We start from the raw sequence: 22,024 nt of genomic DNA on the forward strand, positions 1-22,024 counted from the left end.
TTCACCCCCATCCCTTCGCTCCGAATCAGCAAATCCGGAACGTATTGATTCAGCACCATTCAGCTCTGGGAAGGCTGAATGTCGATTGGCCCTAGCCGGCGCGAACTCCATCGACAAGAGAAGGCTGGACATGACTGAGAGCGCGACCCGGGACGGCGGCGCGGCGATCGCGGCCGTGCGCGGCAGGACCAGGGTGCGATGGATCGTGGCCGCGCTGATGTGGCTCGCCATCGCCATCAACTACATCGACCGCACGGTGCTGGCCGCGGCCGCGCCGCATCTGACGCAGGACCTCGGCATCGCGCCCGACATGATGGGCATCATCATGTCGGCCTTCTTCTGGTCCTACGCGCTGCTGCAGATCCCGGCGGGATGGTTCGCCGACCGGTTCGGCCAGAAGATCGGGCTGGGGGCGGCCGTCGCCTGGTGGTCGGTGGCGACCTCCGCCAGCGGCCTCGCCACCGGCTTTTACTCCCTGCTCGGGCTGCGCGTGGCGCTCGGCGCCGGCGAGGCGGGGGCCTATCCGGCCAATGCCGGCATCGCCGCGAAATGGTTCCCGGACCGGGAGCGGGCGACGATCTCCGCCCTGTTCGACAGCGCTTCGAAATTCGGCGGCGCGGTGGCGATGCCGCTGATCGCCTGGATGATCTCGGTCCTCGACTGGCGGCTGACTTTCGTGGTGATCGGCGCCGTCGGTCTGGTCTGGACCGCCGCCTGGTGGTGGTTCTTCGCCGAGACGCCGGAGGGGCACGGCAGCGTCAACGCGGCGGAGCTGCGGCACATCCGCGACGGCCAGGCCCGGCGCCACGGCACGGGCGGCGCGATGCCGATGCGCTGGTACCAGCTGCTGCGCTACCGGAACATCTGGGCGATGTGCCTCGGCTTCTTCACCATCAACTACATCTCCTACTTCTTCATCACCTGGCTGCCGACCTATCTGGTGAAGGAGCAGGGGATGGGCTTCCTGACCATGGGGCTGGTCGCCTCGCTGCCGCTGCTGGCGGGGCTGGTGTTCGAGATCCTGGCCGGCTGGCTGTCGGACCGCATCGTCCACAGCGGGCGCCTGTCGCTCACCGCCACCCGCAAGCTGTTTCTGATCGGCGGGCTGGCGATGGCGCTGTGCATCGGCCTGGCGCCGTTCTCCACCTCCGTCACCTTTACCGTGCTGCTGCTGTGCATCGCCAAGGCGGGCACCACCGTCGCCGCCTCGCAGGTCTGGGCGCTGCCGGGCGACGTCTCGCCGCGCAACATGACGTCGACGGTCGCCGGGCTGCAGAACATGGTGTCGAATTTCGGCGGCATCGTCGGGCCGGTCGTGACCGGCTTCATCGTCGCCGCCACCGGTTCCTTCAACGCCGCCCTGGTGTTCTCCGCCGCGATCGGCGTGCTGGGGATCGTCAACTACGCGGTCCTCCTCACCAGGGTGGAACCGATCCAGGACGCGGGAGAGCAGGCATGAGGGCCACGGTGGTCAGCCTGGGCGGGCCGGTGGCGCCGGAGGCGGAAGAATTGCTGCGAGAGGCGGGCGTCAGCTCCATCGCCACGGAGCCCTATCCGGCGAAGGAGCGGATGATCGCGACGCTCGCCGAGCACCAGCCGGAGGCGGTGATCGTCCGCCTGGTCGACCGGGTCGACGAGGCGGTGCTGCGCGCCTCTCCCCGGCTGCGGGTGGTGGCGAAGCACGGCGCCGGGACCAACGACATCGACGTGGCGGCGGCCGGGCGCCTCGGCCTGCCGGTGCTGGCCGCGACCGGCTGCAACGCCCATTCCGTCGCCGAGCACGCTTTGGCTCTGATGCTGGCCCTGATCAAGGACCTCCGGCGGCAGGACGCCTTCGTCCGCGGGGGCGGCTGGGAGAAGAAGTCCTATCGGGGGCACGAGCTGCGCGGGCGCAGGCTCGGGCTGGTCGGGATCGGGCTGATCGCCCAGGCCCTGGCCCGGATGGCCGATGCGATCGGCATGCGGGTCGCGGCCTATGACCCTTTCGCCCCGGACGAGGCCTTCGGTGCCGTGGTCGGGCGCGCGGCCGATCTCGACACGCTGCTGCGCGAGAGCGACGTCGTCAGCCTGCACTGCCCGCTGACCGACCGGACCCGGGGGCTGATCGGGGCGCGGGAGCTGGGGCTGATGAAGCCGACCGCGTTCCTGATCAACACGGCGCGGGGCGAGGTGGTCGACGAGCCCGCTTTGGTGCAGGCCCTGCAGGCCGGGACCATCGCCGGTGCCGGGCTGGACACCTTCGCGCCCGAGCCGCCCGCCTCGGACAACCCGCTGTGGCGGCTCGACACCGTGATCGTCTCGCCGCATGTCGGCGGGGTGACCGAGGAGGCTCGTCGTGAGGTCTCGCTGCAGACGGTGCGCAACGTCCTCGCGCTGCTGAGGGGCGAGGAGGTGCATCCGCGCTACGTCGTCCGCGGCTGAACAGTCGGCTTTCAGAGAGGCCGCCCGACCGGCGGCGTGCCGTGGGTGTGGAAGGAGTCGATCGTCTTCAGGCCCCAGGCCTGGCCCTTCCTGCGCTCCTCCTCGGTCCAGACGATCGGCGTCCAGTCGGGCGCCAGGACCAGGCGGGCCCCGGCATTCGCCACCTCGACGCGGTTGCCGCCGGGCTCGTAGACATAGAGGAAGAAGGTCTGCTGCACCGCGTGCTTGTGCGGGCCGGTCTCGATGAAGACGCCGTTCTCCAGGAAGATGTCGGCCGCCCGCAGGATGTCCTCGCGCGAATCCAGGGCGTAGGTGACGTGGTGGAAGCGCCCCCGGGTGCCGGTGTGGTCCCTGGTGTAGGCGAAGTCGTAGCTCTTGTTGGTGAAGGTCAGCCACGTCCCGGCCTCGGTGCCGTCGTTCAGCACGATCTGCTCGGTCAGCCGGGCGCCGAGATAGGTCTCGAAGAAGATCCGGTTGGCCTTCACGTCGGCGGCGAGGCCGTTGAAGTGGTCGAGGCGGCGGACATTGACGCCGCGGGCCGGAAAGCGCTGGGCCTGGTTCTTCAGCGCCGGCTTCAGCTCCGCCGGCGCCTGGTACCACTCGGTCTCGTAGTAGAGCTCGATGACGTGCCCGTCCGGGTCATGGCAGCGATAGGCCGGGCCGTGGCCGAGCTCGTCCTCGGCCCAGCCGATCTCGTGGCCGGAACCCTTGAGCGCGGCGACACGCCGCTCCAGCGCCTGCGGGCTGCGGGTGCGGAAGGCGGCGTGGCCGAGGCCCGAGGTCTTCGACCCGGTCAGCACCAGCGAAGTCCGCTCGTAGTCGTCCCAGCCGCGCAGATGGACGGAGCTGCCCTTCTGGCCGCTCACCGTCATGCCCATGACGTCGACGAAGAAGTCGAGGCTCTTCTCCGGCACCGGGCTCAGGATCTCGACATGGCCGAGATGCGCGACGTCGAGATTGGGTTCGGGCGACATCGGATCAGCCCGGCAGCTCGTCGACATAGGTCAGACCCGCGGCGGCCAGCGCCTCCCGCATCCTGTACATGTCGAGCCCGAGCTCGCCGGCGGCCAGGCGGGCGCGCTTCTCCTCCTCGTTGGCGACGCGCTTCTCGCTCAGCGCCAAGACCTCCGCGGCCTGTGCGCGCGGCACGACGACGACCCCGTCATCGTCGGCGACGATCGCATCGCCGGGCACGACATGGGCGCCGGCGCAGACCACCGGCACGTTGACGCTGCCGAGCGTCGCCTTGACCGTGCCCTTGGCCGAGATCGCGCGCGACCAGACCGGGAAGCGCATCTCGGTCAGCGCCTTGACGTCGCGGCAGCCGGCGTCGATCACCAGCCCCGCCACGCCGCGGGCGCGGAACGACGTCGCCAGCAGCTCGCCGAACATGCCGTCGGTGTTGTCGGTGGTGCAGGCCACCACCAGCACGTCGCCGGGCCGGCACTGCTCGACCGCGACATGCAGCATCCAGTTGTCGCCGGGCTGGGCCAGCACGGTGACGGCGCTGCCGGCGATCGCGGCACCGGGCCAGACCGGGCGCATATAGGTCTTCAGCAGGCCGACCCGCCCCATGGCCTCGTGCACGGTCGACACCCCGCAGGCGGCGAGGCGCCGGGCGACCTCCGGCTCGACCCGGCGGATGTTGCGGACGACGACGGGCTTCATGCCAGCACCTCCAATGCCTCCGGTAACAGGGCGTGCAGGGCGATGATCCCGCCGGCGCGCCAGACGAAGTCGCCCGGACAGGGTCGTCACGCGAGGTGACGCTTGAACCACGCGATCGTCCGGTCCCAGGCCAGCTTGGCGGCGGCCTCGTCATAGCGGGGCGTGGAGTCGTTGTGGAAGCCGTGATTGGTGCCGGGATAGATGTAGGCTTCGTAGGTCTTGCCCTGGGCCTTCAGGGCGGCCTCGTAGGCGGGCCAGCCGGCATTGATGTTGGCGTCGGTCTCGGCGTAGTGCAGCAGCAGCGGCGCCTTGATCCGCGCCACGTCCTCCGGCTTCGCCTGCCGGCCGTAGAACGGCACCGCGGCGCCGAGCTCGGGATAGGCCACGGCCGCGGCGTTGGCGACGCCGCCGCCGTAGCAGAAGCCGGTGATGCCGACCTTGCCGGTCGTCAGCTCGCTCTTCATCAGGAATTCGACCGCGGCGAAGAAGTCGTTCATCAGCTTGGCGGGATCGACCTTCTGCTGCAGCTCGCGGCCCTTGTCGTCGTTGCCGGGATAGCCGCCGACCGAGGTCAGGCCGTCGGGGGCGAGCGCGACGAAGCCGGACTTCGCCACGCGCCGCGCCACATCCTCGATATAGGGGTTGAGGCCGCGGTTCTCATGGACCACGACCACGCCCGCCACCCGGCCGGTGGCCTTGGCGGGGCGGACCAGATAGGCGCGGACCTCGCCATTGCCGTCGGGCGACTGGTAGGTGATGTACTCGGCGACGATGTCCGGGTCGGTGAACGCGACCTGCTGCGCCATCGCGTAGTTCGGGCTCAGCGACGCCAGGACGGCCGCCGCGCTCAGCCCGGCGACGGCGAAGGTGCCGGCGCGGTCGAGGAACTCGCGCTTGGTGATCTTCCCATGGACGTAGAAGTCGTAGAGCTCGAGCAGCTCCGGCTGGAAATCCTTGGCCGTGAGACGGGTCATGGTGCGTTCCCCCTTTCCAGGCCGCTTCGCGAATCCCGAAGCGGCTAACCCACCTCACGTTCGTCGCGGCCGGAACCGTCGCTCGCGCGGCGTCGGCATTGCCCTCACGCCCGCGGCGGCGGCAGGAGGGGGCGCTCGACCAGGACCGCCTGACCTCCGAACCGGAGGCCGGCTCCTCGGGCCGACGGCGCCTATGGCTCGCGGACGCGGGCAACCAGGGCCCGGGCGCCCGCCGGCGACAGGCCGTCCATGGCGCGGCCGGTCAGCCCGGGATGCTCCGAAGCGGTCAGCCGGGTCAGGACGTCGCCCGGAGGCATCTCCAGCAGGACGGCGGCGCCGTGCTCGACCATCAGCGCGACGCTGTCGGACCAGCGCACCGGATGGGCCAGGTTGGTCGCCAGCTCCTCCCGCACTCCGGCGGCATCGCGCAGCATCCGGGCCCGGCGGTTGCCGACCATGGCGATGCGCGGCGTCGCGACCGGCACCGCCTCGGCCTCCGCCGCCAGCGCCGCCGCCGCCCCGTCCATCAGCGGCGCATGCGACGGCACGGCCACGGCCAGCCGCTCCGCCCGCCGGGCGCCGGCCTGCCGGGCCGCCTCGATCGCCCGGTCCAGCGCGGCGTCGGCGCCGCTCAGCACGAACTCCGCCGGTCCGTTGAGGTTGGCGAGGTACAGCGGCGCGGCCGCGCCGTGGATCGCGCCGACGATCGCCTCGACCCGGCGCTGCGGCAGGCCGGTCACCGCGACCATGCCGAATCCGGCCGGGCAGGCCTGCTCCATCAGCCGCGCCCGGCGGTCGACCAGGCGCAGCGCGTCGGCGAAGCCGATCGCCCCGGCCGTCACCGCGGCGGCGAAGGACCCGACCGACAGGCCCGCGACCATGGCGGGGACGACGCCCTCCGCCGCAAGGGCCCGCGCCGCGGCCACGCCGGCGACGGTCAGGCCGGTCTGCACCGACACCGTCGATTGCAGGGCGGCGCCTTCGTCCAGCGTCAGGACGTCCAGCCCGAGCACGGCGCCTGCCTCCTGCAACGTGGCCGTGACGGCCGGATGGTCCGGCAGGCGGTGCAGGAAGCCGGGGCTCTGCGCGCCCTGGCCGGGGAACAGGAAGGCGAGGCTCATGCGGGCTCGACCCAGGGATTGCGGACCAGCCGCGGCCCCTGGAGCGTCTTGACCACCGCTGCGCCGCCGGCGGCGATCTCGGCCAGGCTGCAGGCGCCGAGCGGCGTCTCCACCGCGATGTCGGCCGGCAACGCAGCCAGGGCGGCGAGCAGGCGGCCGGCCTCGCCGCGGCCGATCCGGCCCGGCGCGCGCAGGACGATGTCGAGATCGCTCTTCGGATGCGCCGCGGGATGACCGGTGGCGAGCTCGAAGCCGATGCTGCCGGCCGGGCCCCAGCCCGATCCGGCGAGCAGGGCGGCGACGGCATCGAGCGCGGCCAGCGCCGGGATTTCGGTCCGGCGCGGATGCCCCCGCCAGGTGCGGGCTGCGGCCAAGTCCTGCGGCGTGCGGCACTCGACGACCGTGGCCGGCGACAGCCAGGCGGCGCACCGTTCGGAGCGGCCGTGCCCGCGGATTCCGACCGGCAGCAGGCCGCCGAAGGGCAGCGCCCGGCGCACCACCACCCAAGGCGCCGCCGCCAGCGACGCTGCCGTCCAGCCGGGCAGGTTGCCAGCCAGCTCGATGACGGCTGCAGTATCGACTCGCAGCAGGTCGTGCGGTTGAAACGGTCCGGCAAGCGGGGCAGCGCCCGCTTCTTCCAAGTCCCCCCTCCCCTTGCGGGAGGGGGGCAGGGGGAGGGGTCTGCGCGCGTCCGCGCGCGAATGGGAAAAGGATCGCGGGGCAGATCCGCCAGCGTGTTGAGCGAGCGGAGAGAACTCCCTCCCCCTATCCCCCTCCCGCGAGGGGAGGGGGGACTCATGAAGCAGGCTGTTGTTCCCGTCTTCGTTCATCTCACTCGGCGTCCCATTGCTCGGCCAGGCGCCGGCGCACCTCGATCGAGGCGGCGCGACCCTGCCGCGCCTCCGGTGAGGCCAGGCGCGAGGACAGGTTGCGGCGGCCCGAAGTGCGGATGTCGGCCACCGCCGCCGCCAGCTCGGCCCGCACCCGTTCGACATCGGCGGCGTCCGGCGCCTCCGCCGAGACTCCTTCGATCAGCCGGTGCAGCAGCCCGAGCCCGGCATAGGCGCGGATGCCGTAGGCCATCGGCGGGATCTGCTCGCCCAGCCGGTCGAGCTCGGCGACCGTGCGGCGGGTGACGCGTGCCGCGGCCTCGCGGCCCATCGCATGCACCAGCACGCCGTCATCGGCCAGCGCCAGGATCCGGTTGGCCTGGTAGCCATGGGCCAGGAAGGCGCCGGACATCGCCTTGCCGACCAGCAGCGCCACCACCGGATGCCCGGCGAGCCGGGCCGTGGCATAGGCGTCGGCCGCCGCGGCGCAGGCCAGGTGGATGCCCAGCATCTCCTCCTGCCGTCCATAGGCCTGGCTGGTCACGTCGACCACCGCGACGATCGGGCGTTTGGCGCCGTCCCGGTCGGCTTCGATCGCGGCCCGCACCGCCGCGGCCAGGCCCCAGCCCTCGTCCAGCCCGACCTCGCCGTGCCGGGCCCGCGGGAAGCGGTTGGCCGGGTCGGGCACCACCGCGATGAAGCGGGCGGTCTCGCCGCCCAGCGGCGCGTCGGCGGCCAGTACGGTCGAGGTGCCGTCGACGGCGCTTCCCGGGCCGGCCAGGGCCGAAAGCCAGATCCGGCCCCGGCTGTCGGAAGACATCGTGCTCATGACACGCTCTCCTCGCCCCACAATTCTCTCAGCCGTTCCGGCGTCGGCGGCGCGGCCGGGTCGATCGCCGCCAGCCGCGCCCGGTACAGCTCGGCCGCCGCGCTGCGATGCTGCTTCGGCAGCCCGGCGCTGAAGGCGGCGCGCACGGCGTCGGCGATCGTCCCGGCATCGTCCGCGACCAGCGCGTCGACGAAGCCGGCGGCGCGGCGCTGCTCGCCGCCGATCAGGCTCCAGATCAGCTTGCGGTCGGAGGAATCCAGCTCCTCGATCCCGGCCTCCTGCTCGATCACCTCCGGCCCGTTCATGCCCAGCCGGGCCTGCCGGGTGACGATCAGCGTGCTGCACAGCGCCGCCGCCAGCGACATGCCGCCGAAGCAGCCGACCATGCCGGAGACGATTCCGACCACCGGCACATGCGGCCGCAGCGCCAGGATGGCGGCCTGGATCTCGGCGATGGCGGCGAGGCCGAGATTGGCCTCCTGCAGCCGCACGCCGCCGGTCTCGAACAGGATCACCGGCCGGGTCGGGATGCCGCGCTCATGGTCGGCCAGCGCCCGCTCCAGCGCACCGGCGATCTTGGCGCCGGCGACCTCGCCCATGCTGCCGCCCTGATAGGCGCTCTCGATCGCGGCCACCACCGCCGGCCGGCCGCCGATGCGGCCGCGGGCCAGCACCACCCCGTCGTCGGACTGGGCGACGATGCCCTGCAGCGGCAGCCAGGGCGAGACCAGTCGGTCGAACGGCCCCAGGATCTCGCGGACGCTGCCCTCGTCCAGCAGTGCGCGGGCGCGGTCGCGGGCGGTCAGCTCGATGAAGCTGTTGCGGCTTGCGATGGCGTTCATGACTTCGCCGCCTCCACCGCCTGCTCCAGGCGCAGCGCCACCATGCCGGGCGTGGCGCCGAAATCGTTGATCTCGACCGCGGCGGCGACGCCGTGGCGGGCGATGAAGCGGTCCAGCACCGCCCGCCACACCGCGCCGTAGCCGTCGACGCTGGTGGTGACGCGGATATGCGCCTGGCCGTCCGGCGAGGGCTCGATCAGCACCTCGAGATTGCCGGAGCCGACGACGCCGACATGGGCGCGCTTCGGCACGGGCGTCGTCGCGGGATAGTCGAAGCTCAGGCGTTCCATGGGGCGAAGCTCCGGTCGATGCGGTCGAGGAACAGGGCGGCGGCCAGCAGGTCCGCCGATCCGCCGGGCGACACCCAGCGGGACAGGAGGTCGGCGTCGAGCGCCTGCAGCGCCGCGCGGCCGGCCGGGGTGGCGGTGCCGCCGGCCGCCAGCACGGCGCAGGCGCCGGACTGTGCCGCCTGCAGGGCAGGGCGGCCGCCGCGATGCAGCAGGCAGGTGTCGTCCAGCGACGCCATCACGGCCAGCAACGCGTCCAGCCGGGCTTCCTCCTCGGTGGCCCCGGCGGCGCGGCTGGCCCGCAGGGCGGGGAGGGCGATCGCGACCACATGCGGGAAGCCGGCCTGCGCCTCGCCGCGGGCGCCGGCCGCGCCATGCGCCTGCCGCACCTGCTCGCCGTTGCTGGTGTGACGCGGCGCGAAGCGGTCGGGCCATTGCGCGATGGCAGCCGCCGCGCCGGCGATCCGGCAGGGGTCGCCGGGGCCGGCGATCACCGCCCCGGCCAGCAGCAGACCCAGCGCCCAGATCGCGCCGCGATGGGCGTTGCTGCCGCCGGTCGCCGCCATCATGCGGGTTTCGCCGGCACGGCCGATCGCGGCCAGCTCTTCGCGCAGCGCCTGGTCCGGCGCACGGCCTTGAGCAACCTCGGCCATGGCGCGGAATGCGGACCGCAGGGCGCGGGCGCTGCGGCGCAGCGTCTCCAGGTCGAGGTCGCGATGCGCGCCGGGGCCGCGCCGGTCGACCAGCCCGGGCTTCGGCGTCAACTCCGCCTCCTCGACCAGCGCCCAGACGGCGAGGTCGGCGAGAGCGTGGGGACCTATGGCATTCGCATGCCGTTCTGTTCTAGTCCCCCCTCCCCCTGCGGGAGGGGGGTAGGGGGAGGGGTCTGCGCGCGTCCGCGCGCGAATGGGCAAGGTGCCGGATAGGCCGATGTGTCAGGATCCTGGCCGGATCGAGCGGAGAGAACCCCCTCCCCCTATCCCCCTCCCGCGAGGGGAGGGGGGACTCGTTGAACTTCGGCCGGTGCCCTGGATCGGCCTAGCGGCTGGCCGGGATGATCTGGCGGCGCCAGGGGGCCAGGATCGACTCCCGCATGTCGCCGATGGTCATCCAGTCGATCGGCACCAGCTTGGCCTTCTGCGCCGGGTCCAGCAGCGGGATGCGCTTGCCGGTCTCGGGCGGGATCGCGGCGTCCTTGTTCGAGGGCGCGTAGAACATCGCCTCGGAGAAGCGCTTCTGCGCCTCGGCCCCCAGCGCGTAATCCATGAAGGTCTCGGCCGCCTCGCGGTTCGGCGAGTTGGCGATCAGGCTGATCACATTGACCTGGGTGATGGTGCCCTCCGCCGGCGCCACCGACCCCAGCCGGCCCTCGGTCTGGTCGGCGTAGAACTGGCTGCGCGCGTTCCAGCCGATCGCCAGCGTGGCGGTGCCGTTGGCGACCAGGGTGTAGGCGTCGGGCTTCGGTTCCCAGGTCTGGATCAAGGGCGCCATCTCGACCAGCTTGTCGACGCCGGGCCCGACGCCCTGGCGGTAGTCCTCGGCGCCGGCCATGCGGTTGGCGATCAGGGTCAGCGCGATCGCCTGGATGTCGCCGCCGCCCTGGGCCGGCACGATGATCTTGCCGGCCTGCGCCTGGTCCCACAGCGCGGTCCAGCTGGTCGGCGCGGCCGGGAAGGTCTCGGCATTGTACAGCAGGGCCAGCGTGTCATAGGTGATCGGCGGGGCGAAGGTGCCGAGGTCGCGGCCGAGATCGCCGAGATGGGCCAGGTTGGTCAGCCGCGCCGGGTCGCCCTCGGCGATCAGCCCTTCGTCCCGGGCGATCTTGGCGACCGACAGGTCGAAGATCACGGCGTCGACCTGCGGCGCGTCCTTCTGCGCCCGCATCAGGCCCAGCGCCGTGGCCGCGTTCTGGACGCCGTAATAGGTCACGGTGATGTCCGGATGGGCGGCCTGGAACGGCTCGATCACCGCCTTGGTGTAGTTCTCCTGGAACTCGCCGCGATAGCCCATGACCGTGATCTGGGCGGCGTGGACCGCGCCGGTCGCGGTGATGGCCAGGATGGAGGCGAGACAAAGGGATCGCGCGCAGGAGGCGAGTGTCATGGTCGTGTCCCTGTTTGTGCCGTGGCGGCCGCCGTCGGGGGCGGTCTGCGGGCGCCGGTCGATCGCCGGCGGCAGGGACACGCTGGGGCAGGCGGCCCACCCCGTCTAACGGGTTTTTCTTATCGCCCGATAAGATTTCCCAGGCTATCCCGCCCGGACCAGGCAGGCCGCCTCGGTGCCGCCATCGGCCGGGCGCAGCGCCGGGCGGGTCGTGGCGCAATCCTCCACCCGGATCGGGCAGCGGCTGACGAAGGGGCAGCCGGCCGGCGTCGCCAGCGGGCTCGGCAGGTCGCCGGACAGGATGATCTTGCGGCGCTGCCGCTGCGCCCGCGGGTCGGGCAGCGGGATCGCCGACAGCAGCGCCTCGGTGTAGGGGTGGCGCGGCGCCGCGAAGACGGCGTCGGTGTCGCCCTGCTCGACGATGGTGCCGAGATACATCACCGCCACCCGGTCGGCGATGTGGCGCACCACCGACAGGTCGTGGCTGATGAACAGATAGGCCAGGCCGAGCTGGTCCTGCAGCCGCACCAGCAGGTTCAGGATCTGCGAGCGGATCGAGACGTCGAGCGCCGAGACCGGCTCGTCGCAGACCATGAGCTTCGGCGACAGCGCCAGGGCCCGGGCGATCACCACCCGCTGGCGCTGCCCGCCCGACAGCTCGTTCGGATAGCGCTGCGCATAGGATCCGGGCAGTCCGACCAGGTCCAGCAGCTCCGCCACCCTGCGGCGCCGCTCGGCACCGGGCGTGCCGCGGATCGCCAGCGGCTCGGCGATGCTGGCGTCGATCCGCATCTTCGGGTCCAGCGCGGCGCTCGGGTCCTGGAACACGATCTGCATGGCGCCGGCCAAAGCGCGGCGCTCGGCCGGGGCGGCATGGGTGACGTCGCGGCCCTCGAAGGTGACGGTGCCGCGCGTCGCCCGCTCCAGCCCCAGGATGGCGTAGCCGGTGGTCGACTTGCCGCAGCCGCTCTCGCCGACCAGCGCCAGGGTGCGGCCGGCCTCGAGGTCCAGCGAGATGCCGTCCACCGCCTTGACCACGGCGCCCTTGGCGGCGCCGCGGACCGGGAAATGCACCGCCAGGTCGCGGACGGAGAGCAGGCTCATGCCAGCGCCCCCACGCGGTCGCCGTGCCAGCACGCGGCCAGGTGGCCGGCATCGCCCGTCGCCGGCTCCAGCGGCGGCGCCTCGGCGCAGCGCTCATCGGCCAGCGGGCAGCGGGTGCGGAAGCGGCAGCCCTGCGGCCAGTGCGCCGCGTCCGGCACGGCGCCGGCGATGGTCTTCAGCTCCTCGCGGCGCGGGCCATCCAGCCGCGGCACGGTGGCCAGCAGCAGCCGGGTGTAGGGGTGGGCCGGGGCGTCGAAGATGGCGTCGACCGGCCCGCTCTCGACCACCGTGCCGCCATACATCACCGCCACCCGGTCGGCCATGTCTGCGACCACGCCCATGTCGTGGGTGATCAGCAGGATGGCGCTGCCGGCTTCGGCCCGCAGCGACTTCAGCAGGTCCAGGATCTGCGCCTGGATGGTGACGTCCAGCGCCGTGGTCGGCTCGTCGGCGATCAGGATCTCCGGCCGGCAGATCAGGGCGGACGCGATCATCACCCGCTGGCACATGCCGCCCGACAGCTCGAAGGGGAACTGCCCGGCGCGGCGCTCCGGATCGGCGATGCCGACCCGGGCCAGCATGGCCACGGCCTCGGTGCGGGCGGCCGCGGCCGAGGCGCCGCGATGCAGCCGCAGGCTCTCCGCCACCTGGTCGCCGACCCGGACCAGCGGGTTCAGCGACGCCACCGGCTCCTGGAAGATCACCGACACCCGGTTGCCGCGCAGGTCGCGCAGCGCGGCCTCGTCCAAGGCCAGAAGATCGGTGCCGTCCATGGCCACGGTGCCGCTGGCGACGCGCGCGGCGGCCGGCAGCAGGCGCAGCACCGACAGGGCGGTCAGGCTCTTGCCGCAGCCGCTTTCGCCGACCAGGGCCAGCACCTCGCCGCGGCGGATCGACAGCGACACCCCGTCGACCACCGACCGGCCGCCGATGGCGACCTTGAGCCCGTCGATGGCGAGAAGGGGCGCCTCAGCCGCCATCGGCCGGCCCTCCGACCGCAACGCCGGACCACGGGCTGGTCGGATGCGCCATGCCGACCGTCTCTCCGGTCTCCGGATCGTGTGAGGCGGCCGAGGCGATGGCGAAGTTCACCGGATACAGCGTGTCCTCGACGATCTCGACCGGGAAGTCGCGGGCGACCGTGGCGGCGACATCCGGCGCGGCCTGGGCGTTCACCTTGATGGTCGGCGTGCTGGCATCGACGCGCGGCGTGTGGAACGCCTCCTCCAGCGTCATCCCGTAGTCGACGAGATAGGAGATCAACTGCAGCAGGGCCGGGAAGATCGACCGGCCGCCGGCAGCGCCGATCGCCAGCTCCGGCCGGCCGCCGCGGCCCAGGATCAGCGGGCACATGTTCGCCAGCGGCTGGGCGCCTCCGACCATCGAGTTCGGCTGGCCCGGCCGCGGGTCGAACCACATCATGCCGTTGTTCATCAGGATGCCCGCGGCAGGCAGCGCCACCTTCGACCCGAAGCGGGACAGCAGGGTGTTGGTCAGCGAGACGAAGTTGCCTTGCGCGTCGACCACGGAGACGTGGCTGGTGCAGCCGGGGTCGCGGGCCAGGCCGGCATGGCCCATACCTGTCAGGCGGCGGCGATAAGCCTCGCGCGCCGCGCGGGCATAGGCCAGCGCCGCCCGCGCATCCGGCCGATCGCCCCAGGCGGTTCGCGGCGCCAGCAGCTCCAGCGCCGCCAGCAGGCTCGGGCCGCCGCTCAGCCCCGGCATGGCCCAGACATCCCGGCCGCGATAGGCGCCGCGCAGCGGCTCGGTCCAGCGCGGCCGGTAGGCGGCGAGGTCGGCGGCGGTGATGCGGGACCCGGCCTCGGCCAGGTCGGCCGCCAAGCCGCGCGCGGTCTCGCCCTCGTAGAAATCGCGGGCGCCCTCGCGCGCCAGCCGCCGCAGCATCCGCGCCTTGGCCGGCATCGGGCGGTGCTTCCCATCCCCCGCCTTCGGGGCCTCGCCATTCTCCAGCAGCAGCGCGGCGGTCGGCGCGAAGCGGGCCAGGGCCGCGGCCTCGATCGACAGGCAGAAGGCGGCGTACCAGTCGATCTCCAGCCCGCGCTCGGCATGGTCGATGGCGGGCGCCAGCGCCTCGTCCCAGCCGATGCTGCCGAAGCGCTCCAGCGCCGCGGCCAGTCCGGCGACGGCGCCGGGGATGCAGATCGAGCTGCCGCCGATCAGGTTGCGGTCCTCCACCACCGACGGCCACTGGAACCAGTTGCCGGTGTCGGCCCCCGCCAGCGGATAGTCGGCCGGGTCCAGCGCCGCCGGGGCCCGGACGTTGAAGTCCAGCGCCGAGACCGCGCCGCTCGAGCCGTCGGCATGCAGCAGGAAGCCCCCGCCGCCGACGCCGGACAGCCAGGGCTCGACCACGCTCAGCACCAGCGCCGCCACCACCGCCGCATCCATGGCGTTGCCGCCGCGGGCCAGCACCGCCGCGCCGGCCTCGGCGGCATAGCGATGCTGGGCCGCGACCAGGCCGTGGCGGCTGCGGATCTCGGTCTTGCGCCCGCTCACATTCATGCCGTGCGCCCGAAGCGGCGCGGCTCGACCGGGCCGGGGATGGCGGAGGCGGCGACGAAGCGCCCGGCATTGGCCGACCCGGCGTGATACGCCGCGACCTCGCCGACCGTGGCGATCCAGACGCCGGGCGCCGTGGTGATCCGCTCCAGCAGGCGTTCCAACAGCCGCAGCCGCTGGGCGCGGCCGGAGATCCAGTCATGCACGGTCAGCATGAACAGGCCGTTCAGGCGGCGCAGGCCTTCCCACTCGTCCAGCCAGCCCTCCAGGATCGGCCCCGGCGCCTCGGGCGGCCACTGGTCGGTGCCGCCGCCGGAGAACTTGAAGAACACGGCGTCGTCGATCGCCCATTGCACCGGCACCTCGACCACCCCGTCGATCTCATAGGGGTGGTCGGCGCCCGCCAGCGAGCTGTCCCAGAAGCCGTGCCGGCGGACCTCCGCCAGCATGTGCGGGGTCATCTCCCAGGCCGGCGACCGGAAGCCCTTCGGCACCGCGCCGGTCTGGCGCCGAAACACCTCGATCGCCGCCTCCAGCGCGCCGGTGAACTCGGCGTCGCTGCTCTGCGCCACGATCTCGTGGAAGAAGCCGTGCAGGCCGATCTCGTGGCCGCGCTGCAGGAAGGCCGGCAGCAGCTCGGGGTTGGCCTCGGCCACCGCGCCGGGCACGAAGAAGCTGCCCTTGACGCCGAAGCGGTCGAGCAGGTCGAGCAGCCGCCAGATGCCCATCCGCGGGCCGAAGCGCCGCTGCTCCAGCTGGCCCAGCGAGCGCGTCGCCTCCGGCGCCCGCTGCTGCCAGAGATAGGGCGAATCCGCGTCGACATCGACGGTGAAGCAGAAGGCGCTGTCGCGGCCTTGCGGCCATTGATAGCGCGGCCAGGGCTGGACCATCGGATCCTCCTTACAGCGGCGACTTCTTGGCCTGGTACACGGCCATCGACCCGATCGAGTTGCCGCCGTCGACGGTCATGGTCGACCCGGTCATGTAGGCGGCGGCGTCGCTGGCCAGGAACAGCACGGCGTTGCCGACATCGGCGGCGGAGGAGGGGCGGCCGAGCGGGATCGACCCGCTGGTGGCCTCGACATGCTCCTGGGTCAGCAGGCTGACCTTGCTGCCGGCGATGAAGCCGGGCTCGACCGCATTGACCCGGATGCCGAACTCCGCCAGCTCCAGGGCGAAGCCCTTGGTCAGCCGGTCCAGCGCAGCCTTGGACACGCAGTAGGGCACCACGGTCCGCCGCATCTTGCGCGACGCGCCGGAGGAGATGTTGATGACGCTGCCGGGAACCTCGGCGGCGATCATCTGCTTGGCCAAAGCGCGGGTCAGCAGGAAGGGCGCGCGCAGGTTGACGTCGAAGATCCGGTCCCATTCCTCGACATCGATGTCGAGCAGGAAGCCGCTGGGATAGACACCGGCGTTGTTGATCAGGATGTCCGCCGTGCCCCAGCGCCGGCCGATCTCGGCGGCCAGGTCGTCGATCGCGGCGTCCTTCCGCAGGTCGGCCGCATGGGCGAAGCGGTCGCCCTTGAGGTTCAGGACCAGGCGGTCGAGATCCTCCTGGGACGTGTCGGTCAGGCACAGGCGGGCGCCGGCCTCGGCGAAGGCGGCGGCGATCCAGCTGCCCACCACGCCGCAGGCGCCGGTCACCACCACGCGCTTGCCGTTCAGATCGCTCGGGATGTTCATGGATGTCCTCATCGGCTGTGGGGGTCGAGACGGTCGCGCAGCGCGTCGCCGATCAGGTTGGCGGCGAGCACGAGAAGGAACAGGCAGAGCCCGGGGAAGGTCGCGATCCACCAGGCGGTGGCGACGTAGTTGCGCCCGGTCGACAGCATCGCGCCCCAGCTTGCGGTCGGCGGCTGCACGCCGAGGCCGAGGAAGGACAGCCCGGCCTCGAACAGCACCATCAGCCCGAACTCCAGCGTTGCCACCACGGTCACGGCGCCCAGGATGTTCGGCAGGATGTGGCGGAACAGCACGCGGAATGGCCCGGCGCCCATGAAGGCGGACAGCCGGACATAGGGCCGGCCGGCGATCGCCAGGGTCTGGCCATAGGCGACGCGGGCGTAGCGCGGCCAGCGCGTCAGGGCCAGCACCAGGATGACGTTCAAGAGGCCGGGCCCGACCACGGCGACGGTGATGATGGCCAGCAGGATGGCCGGCACCGACAGGAACACGTCGACCACCCGCATCATTACCATCTCGACCGGCCCGCGCAGATAGCCGGCGAGCATGCCGAGCACGGTGCCGATGATGCCGGAGATCAGCACCGACAGCACCGCGACCAGCAGCGAGATCCGGGCGCCCCAGACCAGGCGGCTCAGCAGGTCGCGGCCGAGCTCGTCGCTGCCCAGCAGGTAGTGCACGTTGCGGGCGATGGTGCCGGGCGGCTTCAGCCGGCCCAGCAGGTTCTGCGCGTTCGGGTCGTAGGGCGCGACCAGCGGCGCCAGCACCGCGGCCAGGGCGAACAGCGCCAGCAGGATGATGAAAGGCAGGGCGCGCCGCAGCGGCCGGCGCGCGGCGGGTGCGGTGTCGACGGCGGCGCTCATCGCGCATTCCCCAGCCGGATGCGCGGGTCGACGGCGGTGTATAGCAAGTCGGTCAGCAGGTTCAGCGCGACGGTGACGAAGGATCCCAGCAGCACCACCCCCTGCACGATCGGGAAGTCGCGCGCCAGGATCGACTGCACCGTCAGCTGCCCCAGCCCCGGCCAGGCGAACACCGTCTCGACGATCACCGCGCCGGCCAGCAGGTTGGAGATCTCGAGGCCGGCCACCGTGATCACCGGGATCGAGGCATTGCGGGCCAGGTGACGCAGCAGCAGGCGCCCGGTCCCGGCGCCGCGGGCGCGGGCGGTGCGGACATAGTCCTTCGACAGCTCCTCCAGGAGGGCCGTCCGCGTCACCCGGGCGAAGGTCGCCATGCTGAGCAGGCCGAGCGCGACCGACGGCATCACCAGATGGTCGATCCTGCCGGTGGAGGAGGGCGGCAGCCAGCCGAGCGTCACGGCGAAGACGAGGATCATCAGGATGCCGCTCCAGAAGGTCGGCATGCTCTGCGCCGCCAGCACCAGCCCGGCGAGCAGCCGAGCCACCCAGCGGTCGCGCCAGAGGGCCAGCGCCACCCCGACCGGGATGCCGAGGCCGCAGGCGACCAGCAGCGCCCCGGCCGCCAGCGCCAGGGTGTAGGGCAGGCGCGAGGCGATGATGTCCAGGACCGGCACGCTCTGCACCACCGACCGGCCCAGGTCGAAGCGCGCGACCTCGCCCAGGAAGGACAGGTATTGCACCCAGAGCGGCCGGTCGAAGCCCAGCGCGTGGCGCAGCGCCTCGATATCCGCCTGGGTCGCGGTGTCCGGCACCAGCAGGTAGGTCGGGTCGCCGGTCAGGCGCTGCAGGAAGAAGATCAGCGTGGCGACGCCGAAGATCGTCAGCAGCGCCTGGCCCAGGCGGCGGAGCAGGAAGGCGGTCATGCCGGGTGCCGGTCCTCCCTCAGTCCGACCAGGACATGCGGTTCAGGAACAGGCTCTCATTCGGCGTCGGCGTCCATTGCAGCGGCCTGGCGGCGCCGTAGATCGCCACCGTCTGGAACAGCGGCACCACCGGAAGCTCGCTGGCGATGAAGGTGCTGACCTTGCGGTAATCGGCCAGCCGCCTGTCCGCGTCCAGCGTCGCCCGGGCGTCGTCCAGCCAGCCGTCGAGCTCCTTGTTCTCGACGATCGTCCAGGGATTGCCGGAATGGAACAGCTGGTACAGCGCCCCGTCGGCGTCCTGGCAGGCGCAGGAAGACCGGCTGACGGCCAGCGCCGGGCCGCCCTGGGCGCCCTGCTGGATCAGCTTCAGGAAGGTCGGGGTGTCGACCAGCTTGATGCTGGCGTCGAAGCCGATATCGGCCAGCTCCTGCTGGATCGCCTGGACCACCCGCTGGTCGAAGAAGCTGCCGGTGGCGATCTCCACCTTCGGCGTGCCTCCGACCTCGGCGACCAGGGCCTTGGCCTTGTCCGGGTCGTAGGGCAGGCCGGGGATGTCGTCGAACCAGCCGAAATGCGCCGGCGTCAGCATCTGCCCGATCGGCTTGTCCAGGCCGCCGAGGATGCCCTCGGTGATGCCCTCCTTGTCGACGGCATAGGCCACGGCCTGGCGCAGGCGCTTGTCGTCGAAGGGCGGCCTGGTCGGGTTCAGGCGCAGATAAGCCAAACGCTCGGTCAGCGTATAGAGCCGCTTGCCCTTGCCCGAGGCCTCGAGCTGGCCGGCCAGGTCGGAATCGAGCGACACCGCCAGGTCGGCGCTGCCGGCCTGGATGTCGGCCAGCCGGGTGGCGGCGTCGGGCACCGCCCGGAACACCGCGGTCGCGAACGGCCCCTTCTGGCCCCAATAGGCGTCGTTGCGGGTCAGGGTGACGGCGACGCCGCGCTGCCAGCTGTCGAACTTGTACGGGCCGCTGCCGACCGGCTTCAGGTTGAAGGCGTCGTTGCCGACCGCCTCGACCACATGCTTCGGCACGATCGACAGCTTCACCAGCTGCGCCAGCAGGGCCGGGTAGGGGCCGGCGAGGGTCAGCACGACGCTGTGCGGCCCCGTCGCCTCGGCCTTCACGATCTTGTCGAACTGGCCCTGCTGCGGGCTGGCGAGCTTCGGATCGATGATCCGGGTGACGCTGTAGGCGACATCCTCCGGCGTCAGCGTGCTGCCGTCATGGAAGGTGACGCCGTCGCGGATCTCGAACTCGACCCGGGTGTCGGACAGCACCTTCCAGCTTGTGGCGATCTGCGGGGCGATCCCGCCCTTGTCGTCGCGGGTGACCAGATTGTCGAAGATGTTGCGGTAGACGTAGTAGCTGTCCGGGTTCCACTGCAGCTGCGGGTCCAGGGTCGACGGTTCGTTGACCAGGTCGACCACGAAGCGGTCCTTGGCCTCCGCCGCGGCCGGAAGGGCCAGGGCGAAGGCCAGCGCCGCGCCCAGCAGGGCGGGCTTGAGCGGGTTCGCCATCGTCATTCCGCCCAGGACATGCGGTTCAGGAACAGGCTCTCATTCGGCGTCGGCTGCCAGTTCAGCCCCTTGGCCGCGCCGTAGATGATGGCCGCCTGGTACAGCGGCAGCGCCGGCACCTCGGTGGCGACGATCTCGTTGACCTTGGCGTAGCGGTCGAGGCGGGTGGCCTCGTCCAGGGTCGAGCGCGCCTCGACCAGCAGCTTGTCGACCTCGGCGTTGCGGTAGTTCGACCAGCCGCTGCTGCTGTGCAGCAGGGGGAACAGCACGCCGTCGGCGTCCTGGCAGGCGCAGGACCAGCGGCCGAAGGTGATGCTCGCGCCTTCCTGCGGCTTGCCCTGCGACCGCTTCAGGTAGCTGGCCATGTCGGTCATCGTGATCTTCACGTTGATGCCGACCTCCGTCAGCTGCTGCTGCACCGCCTGGACGATGCGCTGGTCGTAGACCGGGGCGGTCGACAGCTCGGCCTCGGCCTTCGCCGCGTCGCCGGCCTCGGCCACCAGCGCCTTGGCCTTCTCCGGATCGTAGGGGAAGCCCTCGATGCCCTCGGTCCAGCCGACATGGGCGGGGGTCAGCAGCTCCGCCACCGGCTTGTCGTAGCCGCCCAGGATGCCCTCGGTCAGCCCCTGCTTGTCGATGGCATAGGCCACGGCCTGGCGCAGCTTGGGGTTGTCGAAGGGCGGGTTCATCGGGTTCAGCCGCAGATAGGCGACACGCTCGGTCAGCACCACCAGCGGCTTGACCTTGTCCGACCCTTGGATCTGGGCCGCGAGGTCGCTGTCCAGGGTGACGACGAGGTCGGCGGTGCCGGCCTGCAGGTCGGCGACCCGGGTGGCGGCGTCCGGCACGGCGCGGAACACCGCGGTCTGGAACGGCCCCTTCGGCCCCCAATAGGCGTCGTTGCGGGTCAGGGTGACGGCGACGCCGCGCTGCCAGCCCTCGAACCTGTACGGGCCGCTGCCGACCGGCTTCTGGTTGAAGGCGTCGTTGCCCACGGCCTCGACCACATGCTTCGGCACGACCGACAGCTTCACCAGCTGCGCAAGGAGGGCGGGGTAGGGGCCGTCGGTCTTGATGCGGACCGTGGTCGGGCCGGTCGCCTCGGCGCCGGTGATCTTGTTGAACTGGCCCAGCTGCGGGCTGGCGAATTTCGGGTCGGTGATGCGGCGGATGCTGTAGGCGACGTCCTCGGCCGTCAGCTTCTGCCCGTCATGGAAGGTGATGTCGTCGCGGATCTGGAACTCGATCTCGGTGTCCGAGATGTATTTCCAAGAGGTCGCCACCTGCGGGACGATCTCGCCCTTGTCGTCGCGGGTGACCAGGTTGTCGAAGACGTTGCGGTAGACGTAATAGCTGTCCGGGTTCCACTGCAACTGCGGGTCCAGCGAGGACGGCTCGTTCACCAGATCTATGGTGAGACGGTCCTTCGCCATGGCCGGGGCGGCCGCCAGCATCACGGCCCCGAGCGCCGCGCCGAGCCATGCGTTCCTGATCCGCGTCATGTGATGTCCCCCTGTTGTGATGGCCGGTGCGGGCGCGTCTCGTGCGCTGCTGCCGGTCCGGTTTGTCTCCGACGCCGGCCGCGCCCCGTTCCTGCCACGTCGAGCGACGAGGGCAGGGAGAACAGGGCGTCGGTGGCGAAGTCCTGGAAGGCCGATATCGCGGCCGCGATCTCCCGCCGTGCCGCCTCGGCGTCGCCGGCGGCGAGCGCGGCGATCAGCGGCTCCCGCCCGATCGGCCGGTGGTGCCGTCCGGCGAGGTCGAAGAAGGCCGCGATCCGGTCCGCCTGGTTCCAGGCCTGGTCCAGCCAGTTCCCGACCAGCCCGCCGGCCCGGGCTGCCAGCTGGTCGAGGATCTGGCGATCGGCGCTGCGCAGCGTGACCAGCGCCTGATGATCCTCGCGCCCCTGCAGCGCGGTTCCCATGCGGGTCAGCGCCGCCAGCCGGGCGGCGGCGTCCGGCGGCAGCCGGATCTCGATCAGGCCGGGCTCGGCCACCTTGCGGGCCCGGATCACGTCGCCGATCAGCGCCCCGGTGACCGGCGCCACCCGCCAGCCGCGACGCGGCTCGACCGCGACCAGCCCTTCGGCCGCCAGGGTGGTGAGCGCAGTGCGCACGGCGGCACGGCCCAGGCCGAAGCGCAGGGCGAGCTCCGGCTCCGAGCACTCGGCATCCGGCCGCAGCTCGCACTCGATCACGGCGCGGCGCAGCCGCTTCAGGGCGAAGGCCGCCTTCGGCTCGGCGCCGGGTGCCCGGGCCTGGGCAAAGGGCGAGGACGGATCATACATGCCGACAGCGTGACATTGTACGTGACATCTCACAAGATGAATCTGATATT

At 71.9% G+C, this 22,024-nt stretch carries 22 protein-coding genes; 2 read left to right on the forward strand and 20 right to left on the reverse strand.

All coding sequences use genetic code 11. The annotated features are described in order from the left end of the window. The first annotated feature begins 130 nt into the window (after positions 1 to 130). A complete protein-coding gene (locus ACFW16_RS15770) occupies positions 131 to 1,459 on the forward strand; it encodes an MFS transporter (RefSeq protein ID WP_380306556.1) in 1,329 nt (442 codons plus the stop codon). Continuing rightward, positions 1,456 to 2,421, forward strand: coding sequence for a hydroxyacid dehydrogenase (locus ACFW16_RS15775; protein WP_380306558.1), 966 nt, complete (start codon positions 1,456 to 1,458; stop codon positions 2,419 to 2,421). The genes ACFW16_RS15770 and ACFW16_RS15775 overlap by 4 nt, the downstream gene beginning before the upstream one ends. An 11-nt stretch (positions 2,422 to 2,432) precedes the next feature. On the opposite strand, the gene ACFW16_RS15780 is transcribed toward ACFW16_RS15775, so the two are convergent. The 20 genes from ACFW16_RS15780 to ACFW16_RS15875 form a co-directional block, all read right to left on the reverse strand. Continuing rightward, positions 2,433 to 3,395, reverse strand: a complete 963-nt coding sequence (locus ACFW16_RS15780; RefSeq protein ID WP_380306560.1) for a catechol 2,3-dioxygenase — start codon at positions 3,393 to 3,395, stop codon at positions 2,433 to 2,435. Positions 3,396 to 3,399: 4 nt separating this feature from the next. Continuing rightward, positions 3,400 to 4,089 (reverse strand): 4-carboxy-4-hydroxy-2-oxoadipate aldolase/oxaloacetate decarboxylase, encoded by a 690-nt coding sequence (locus ACFW16_RS15785; RefSeq protein WP_380306562.1) that lies wholly within the window; start codon positions 4,087 to 4,089, stop codon positions 3,400 to 3,402. 86 nt (positions 4,090 to 4,175) lie between these two features. Beyond that, a complete protein-coding gene (gene yghX, locus ACFW16_RS15790) occupies positions 4,176 to 5,063 on the reverse strand; it encodes a YghX family hydrolase (RefSeq protein WP_380306564.1) in 888 nt (295 codons plus the stop codon). A 191-nt stretch (positions 5,064 to 5,254) separates the two neighbouring features. Further along, entirely contained in the window at positions 5,255 to 6,184 is a 930-nt protein-coding gene (mdcH, locus tag ACFW16_RS15795) for a malonate decarboxylase subunit epsilon (protein ID WP_380306566.1), read from the reverse strand. Next, the gene (locus ACFW16_RS15800; protein WP_380306567.1) at positions 6,181 to 6,825 is read right to left on the reverse strand and encodes a malonate decarboxylase holo-ACP synthase; all 645 of its coding nucleotides are present in this window, start codon (positions 6,823 to 6,825) and stop codon (positions 6,181 to 6,183) included. The genes mdcH and ACFW16_RS15800 overlap by 4 nt, the downstream gene beginning before the upstream one ends. Positions 6,826 to 7,015: 190 nt before the next feature. After that, entirely contained in the window at positions 7,016 to 7,843 is an 828-nt protein-coding gene (gene mdcE / locus ACFW16_RS15805; protein WP_380306569.1) for a biotin-independent malonate decarboxylase subunit gamma, read from the reverse strand. After that, positions 7,840 to 8,685: a biotin-independent malonate decarboxylase subunit beta gene (locus tag ACFW16_RS15810; protein WP_380306571.1), complete on the reverse strand. Its 846-nt coding sequence runs from the start codon at positions 8,683 to 8,685 to the stop codon at positions 7,840 to 7,842. Before ACFW16_RS15810 ends, mdcE begins: the two co-directional genes overlap by 4 nt. Next, on the reverse strand, positions 8,682 to 8,975 hold the full coding sequence (locus ACFW16_RS15815; protein ID WP_380306573.1) for a malonate decarboxylase subunit delta: 294 nt from the start codon (positions 8,973 to 8,975) through the stop codon (positions 8,682 to 8,684). The genes ACFW16_RS15810 and ACFW16_RS15815 overlap by 4 nt, the downstream gene beginning before the upstream one ends. Then, positions 8,963 to 9,886, reverse strand: a complete 924-nt coding sequence (locus tag ACFW16_RS15820) for a triphosphoribosyl-dephospho-CoA synthase (RefSeq protein ID WP_380306575.1) — start codon at positions 9,884 to 9,886, stop codon at positions 8,963 to 8,965. The genes ACFW16_RS15815 and ACFW16_RS15820 overlap by 13 nt, the downstream gene beginning before the upstream one ends. Positions 9,887 to 10,010: 124 nt before the next feature. Then, the gene (locus tag ACFW16_RS15825) at positions 10,011 to 11,075 is read right to left on the reverse strand and encodes an extracellular solute-binding protein (protein WP_380306577.1); all 1,065 of its coding nucleotides are present in this window, start codon (positions 11,073 to 11,075) and stop codon (positions 10,011 to 10,013) included. Between the two features lie 144 nt (positions 11,076 to 11,219). After that, positions 11,220 to 12,179: an ABC transporter ATP-binding protein gene (locus tag ACFW16_RS15830; RefSeq protein ID WP_380306579.1), complete on the reverse strand. Its 960-nt coding sequence runs from the start codon at positions 12,177 to 12,179 to the stop codon at positions 11,220 to 11,222. Continuing rightward, positions 12,176 to 13,159, reverse strand: a complete 984-nt coding sequence (locus ACFW16_RS15835; RefSeq protein WP_380306581.1) for an ABC transporter ATP-binding protein — start codon at positions 13,157 to 13,159, stop codon at positions 12,176 to 12,178. The genes ACFW16_RS15830 and ACFW16_RS15835 overlap by 4 nt, the downstream gene beginning before the upstream one ends. After that, complete coding sequence (locus tag ACFW16_RS15840; protein WP_380306583.1) at positions 13,149 to 14,702, reverse strand: gamma-glutamyltransferase; 1,554 nt, start codon at positions 14,700 to 14,702, stop codon at positions 13,149 to 13,151. Before ACFW16_RS15840 ends, ACFW16_RS15835 begins: the two co-directional genes overlap by 11 nt. After that, a complete protein-coding gene (locus tag ACFW16_RS15845; protein ID WP_380306585.1) occupies positions 14,699 to 15,589 on the reverse strand; it encodes a polysaccharide deacetylase family protein in 891 nt (296 codons plus the stop codon). The genes ACFW16_RS15840 and ACFW16_RS15845 overlap by 4 nt, the downstream gene beginning before the upstream one ends. A 10-nt stretch (positions 15,590 to 15,599) precedes the next feature. Then, complete coding sequence (locus ACFW16_RS15850) at positions 15,600 to 16,385, reverse strand: SDR family NAD(P)-dependent oxidoreductase (protein WP_380306587.1); 786 nt, start codon at positions 16,383 to 16,385, stop codon at positions 15,600 to 15,602. A gap of 8 nt (positions 16,386 to 16,393) precedes the next feature. Then, positions 16,394 to 17,248, reverse strand: a complete 855-nt coding sequence (locus tag ACFW16_RS15855) for an ABC transporter permease (RefSeq protein ID WP_380306589.1) — start codon at positions 17,246 to 17,248, stop codon at positions 16,394 to 16,396. Further along, entirely contained in the window at positions 17,245 to 18,171 is a 927-nt protein-coding gene (locus ACFW16_RS15860; protein ID WP_380306591.1) for an ABC transporter permease, read from the reverse strand. Before ACFW16_RS15860 ends, ACFW16_RS15855 begins: the two co-directional genes overlap by 4 nt. A 19-nt stretch (positions 18,172 to 18,190) precedes the next feature. Then, complete coding sequence (locus tag ACFW16_RS15865) at positions 18,191 to 19,687, reverse strand: ABC transporter substrate-binding protein (protein ID WP_380306593.1); 1,497 nt, start codon at positions 19,685 to 19,687, stop codon at positions 18,191 to 18,193. A gap of 2 nt (positions 19,688 to 19,689) precedes the next feature. Then, positions 19,690 to 21,189, reverse strand: coding sequence for an ABC transporter substrate-binding protein (locus ACFW16_RS15870; RefSeq protein ID WP_380306595.1), 1,500 nt, complete (start codon positions 21,187 to 21,189; stop codon positions 19,690 to 19,692). Continuing rightward, complete coding sequence (locus tag ACFW16_RS15875; RefSeq protein WP_380306597.1) at positions 21,186 to 21,974, reverse strand: GntR family transcriptional regulator; 789 nt, start codon at positions 21,972 to 21,974, stop codon at positions 21,186 to 21,188. Before ACFW16_RS15875 ends, ACFW16_RS15870 begins: the two co-directional genes overlap by 4 nt. Positions 21,975 to 22,024: the final 50 nt, after the last annotated feature.

Source organism: Inquilinus sp. NPDC058860 (genome assembly GCF_042743185.1).
GTDB lineage: Bacteria > Pseudomonadota > Alphaproteobacteria > DSM-16000 > Inquilinaceae > Inquilinus.

What these genes read in the sequence shown, in the direction of transcription:
- ACFW16_RS15770 (WP_380306556.1), top strand. Translation starts at nt 131, where the DNA reads ATGACTGAGAGCGCGACCCGGGACGGCGGCGCGGCGATCGCGGCCGTG.
- ACFW16_RS15775 (WP_380306558.1), top strand. Translation starts at nt 1,456, where the DNA reads ATGAGGGCCACGGTGGTCAGCCTGGGCGGGCCGGTGGCGCCGGAGGCG.
- ACFW16_RS15780 (WP_380306560.1), bottom strand. Translation starts at nt 3,395, where the DNA reads ATGTCGCCCGAACCCAATCTCGACGTCGCGCATCTCGGCCATGTCGAG.
- ACFW16_RS15785 (WP_380306562.1), bottom strand. Translation starts at nt 4,089, where the DNA reads ATGAAGCCCGTCGTCGTCCGCAACATCCGCCGGGTCGAGCCGGAGGTC.
- yghX (WP_380306564.1), bottom strand. Translation starts at nt 5,063, where the DNA reads ATGACCCGTCTCACGGCCAAGGATTTCCAGCCGGAGCTGCTCGAGCTC.
- mdcH (WP_380306566.1), bottom strand. Translation starts at nt 6,184, where the DNA reads ATGAGCCTCGCCTTCCTGTTCCCCGGCCAGGGCGCGCAGAGCCCCGGC.
- mdcE (WP_380306569.1), bottom strand. Translation starts at nt 7,843, where the DNA reads ATGAGCACGATGTCTTCCGACAGCCGGGGCCGGATCTGGCTTTCGGCC.
- ACFW16_RS15810 (WP_380306571.1), bottom strand. Translation starts at nt 8,685, where the DNA reads ATGAACGCCATCGCAAGCCGCAACAGCTTCATCGAGCTGACCGCCCGC.
- ACFW16_RS15815 (WP_380306573.1), bottom strand. Translation starts at nt 8,975, where the DNA reads ATGGAACGCCTGAGCTTCGACTATCCCGCGACGACGCCCGTGCCGAAG.
- ACFW16_RS15825 (WP_380306577.1), bottom strand. Translation starts at nt 11,075, where the DNA reads ATGACACTCGCCTCCTGCGCGCGATCCCTTTGTCTCGCCTCCATCCTG.
- ACFW16_RS15830 (WP_380306579.1), bottom strand. Translation starts at nt 12,179, where the DNA reads ATGAGCCTGCTCTCCGTCCGCGACCTGGCGGTGCATTTCCCGGTCCGC.
- ACFW16_RS15835 (WP_380306581.1), bottom strand. Translation starts at nt 13,159, where the DNA reads ATGGCGGCTGAGGCGCCCCTTCTCGCCATCGACGGGCTCAAGGTCGCC.
- ACFW16_RS15840 (WP_380306583.1), bottom strand. Translation starts at nt 14,702, where the DNA reads ATGAATGTGAGCGGGCGCAAGACCGAGATCCGCAGCCGCCACGGCCTG.
- ACFW16_RS15845 (WP_380306585.1), bottom strand. Translation starts at nt 15,589, where the DNA reads ATGGTCCAGCCCTGGCCGCGCTATCAATGGCCGCAAGGCCGCGACAGC.
- ACFW16_RS15850 (WP_380306587.1), bottom strand. Translation starts at nt 16,385, where the DNA reads ATGAACATCCCGAGCGATCTGAACGGCAAGCGCGTGGTGGTGACCGGC.
- ACFW16_RS15855 (WP_380306589.1), bottom strand. Translation starts at nt 17,248, where the DNA reads ATGAGCGCCGCCGTCGACACCGCACCCGCCGCGCGCCGGCCGCTGCGG.
- ACFW16_RS15860 (WP_380306591.1), bottom strand. Translation starts at nt 18,171, where the DNA reads ATGACCGCCTTCCTGCTCCGCCGCCTGGGCCAGGCGCTGCTGACGATC.
- ACFW16_RS15865 (WP_380306593.1), bottom strand. Translation starts at nt 19,687, where the DNA reads ATGGCGAACCCGCTCAAGCCCGCCCTGCTGGGCGCGGCGCTGGCCTTC.
- ACFW16_RS15870 (WP_380306595.1), bottom strand. Translation starts at nt 21,189, where the DNA reads ATGACGCGGATCAGGAACGCATGGCTCGGCGCGGCGCTCGGGGCCGTG.
- ACFW16_RS15875 (WP_380306597.1), bottom strand. Translation starts at nt 21,974, where the DNA reads ATGTATGATCCGTCCTCGCCCTTTGCCCAGGCCCGGGCACCCGGCGCC.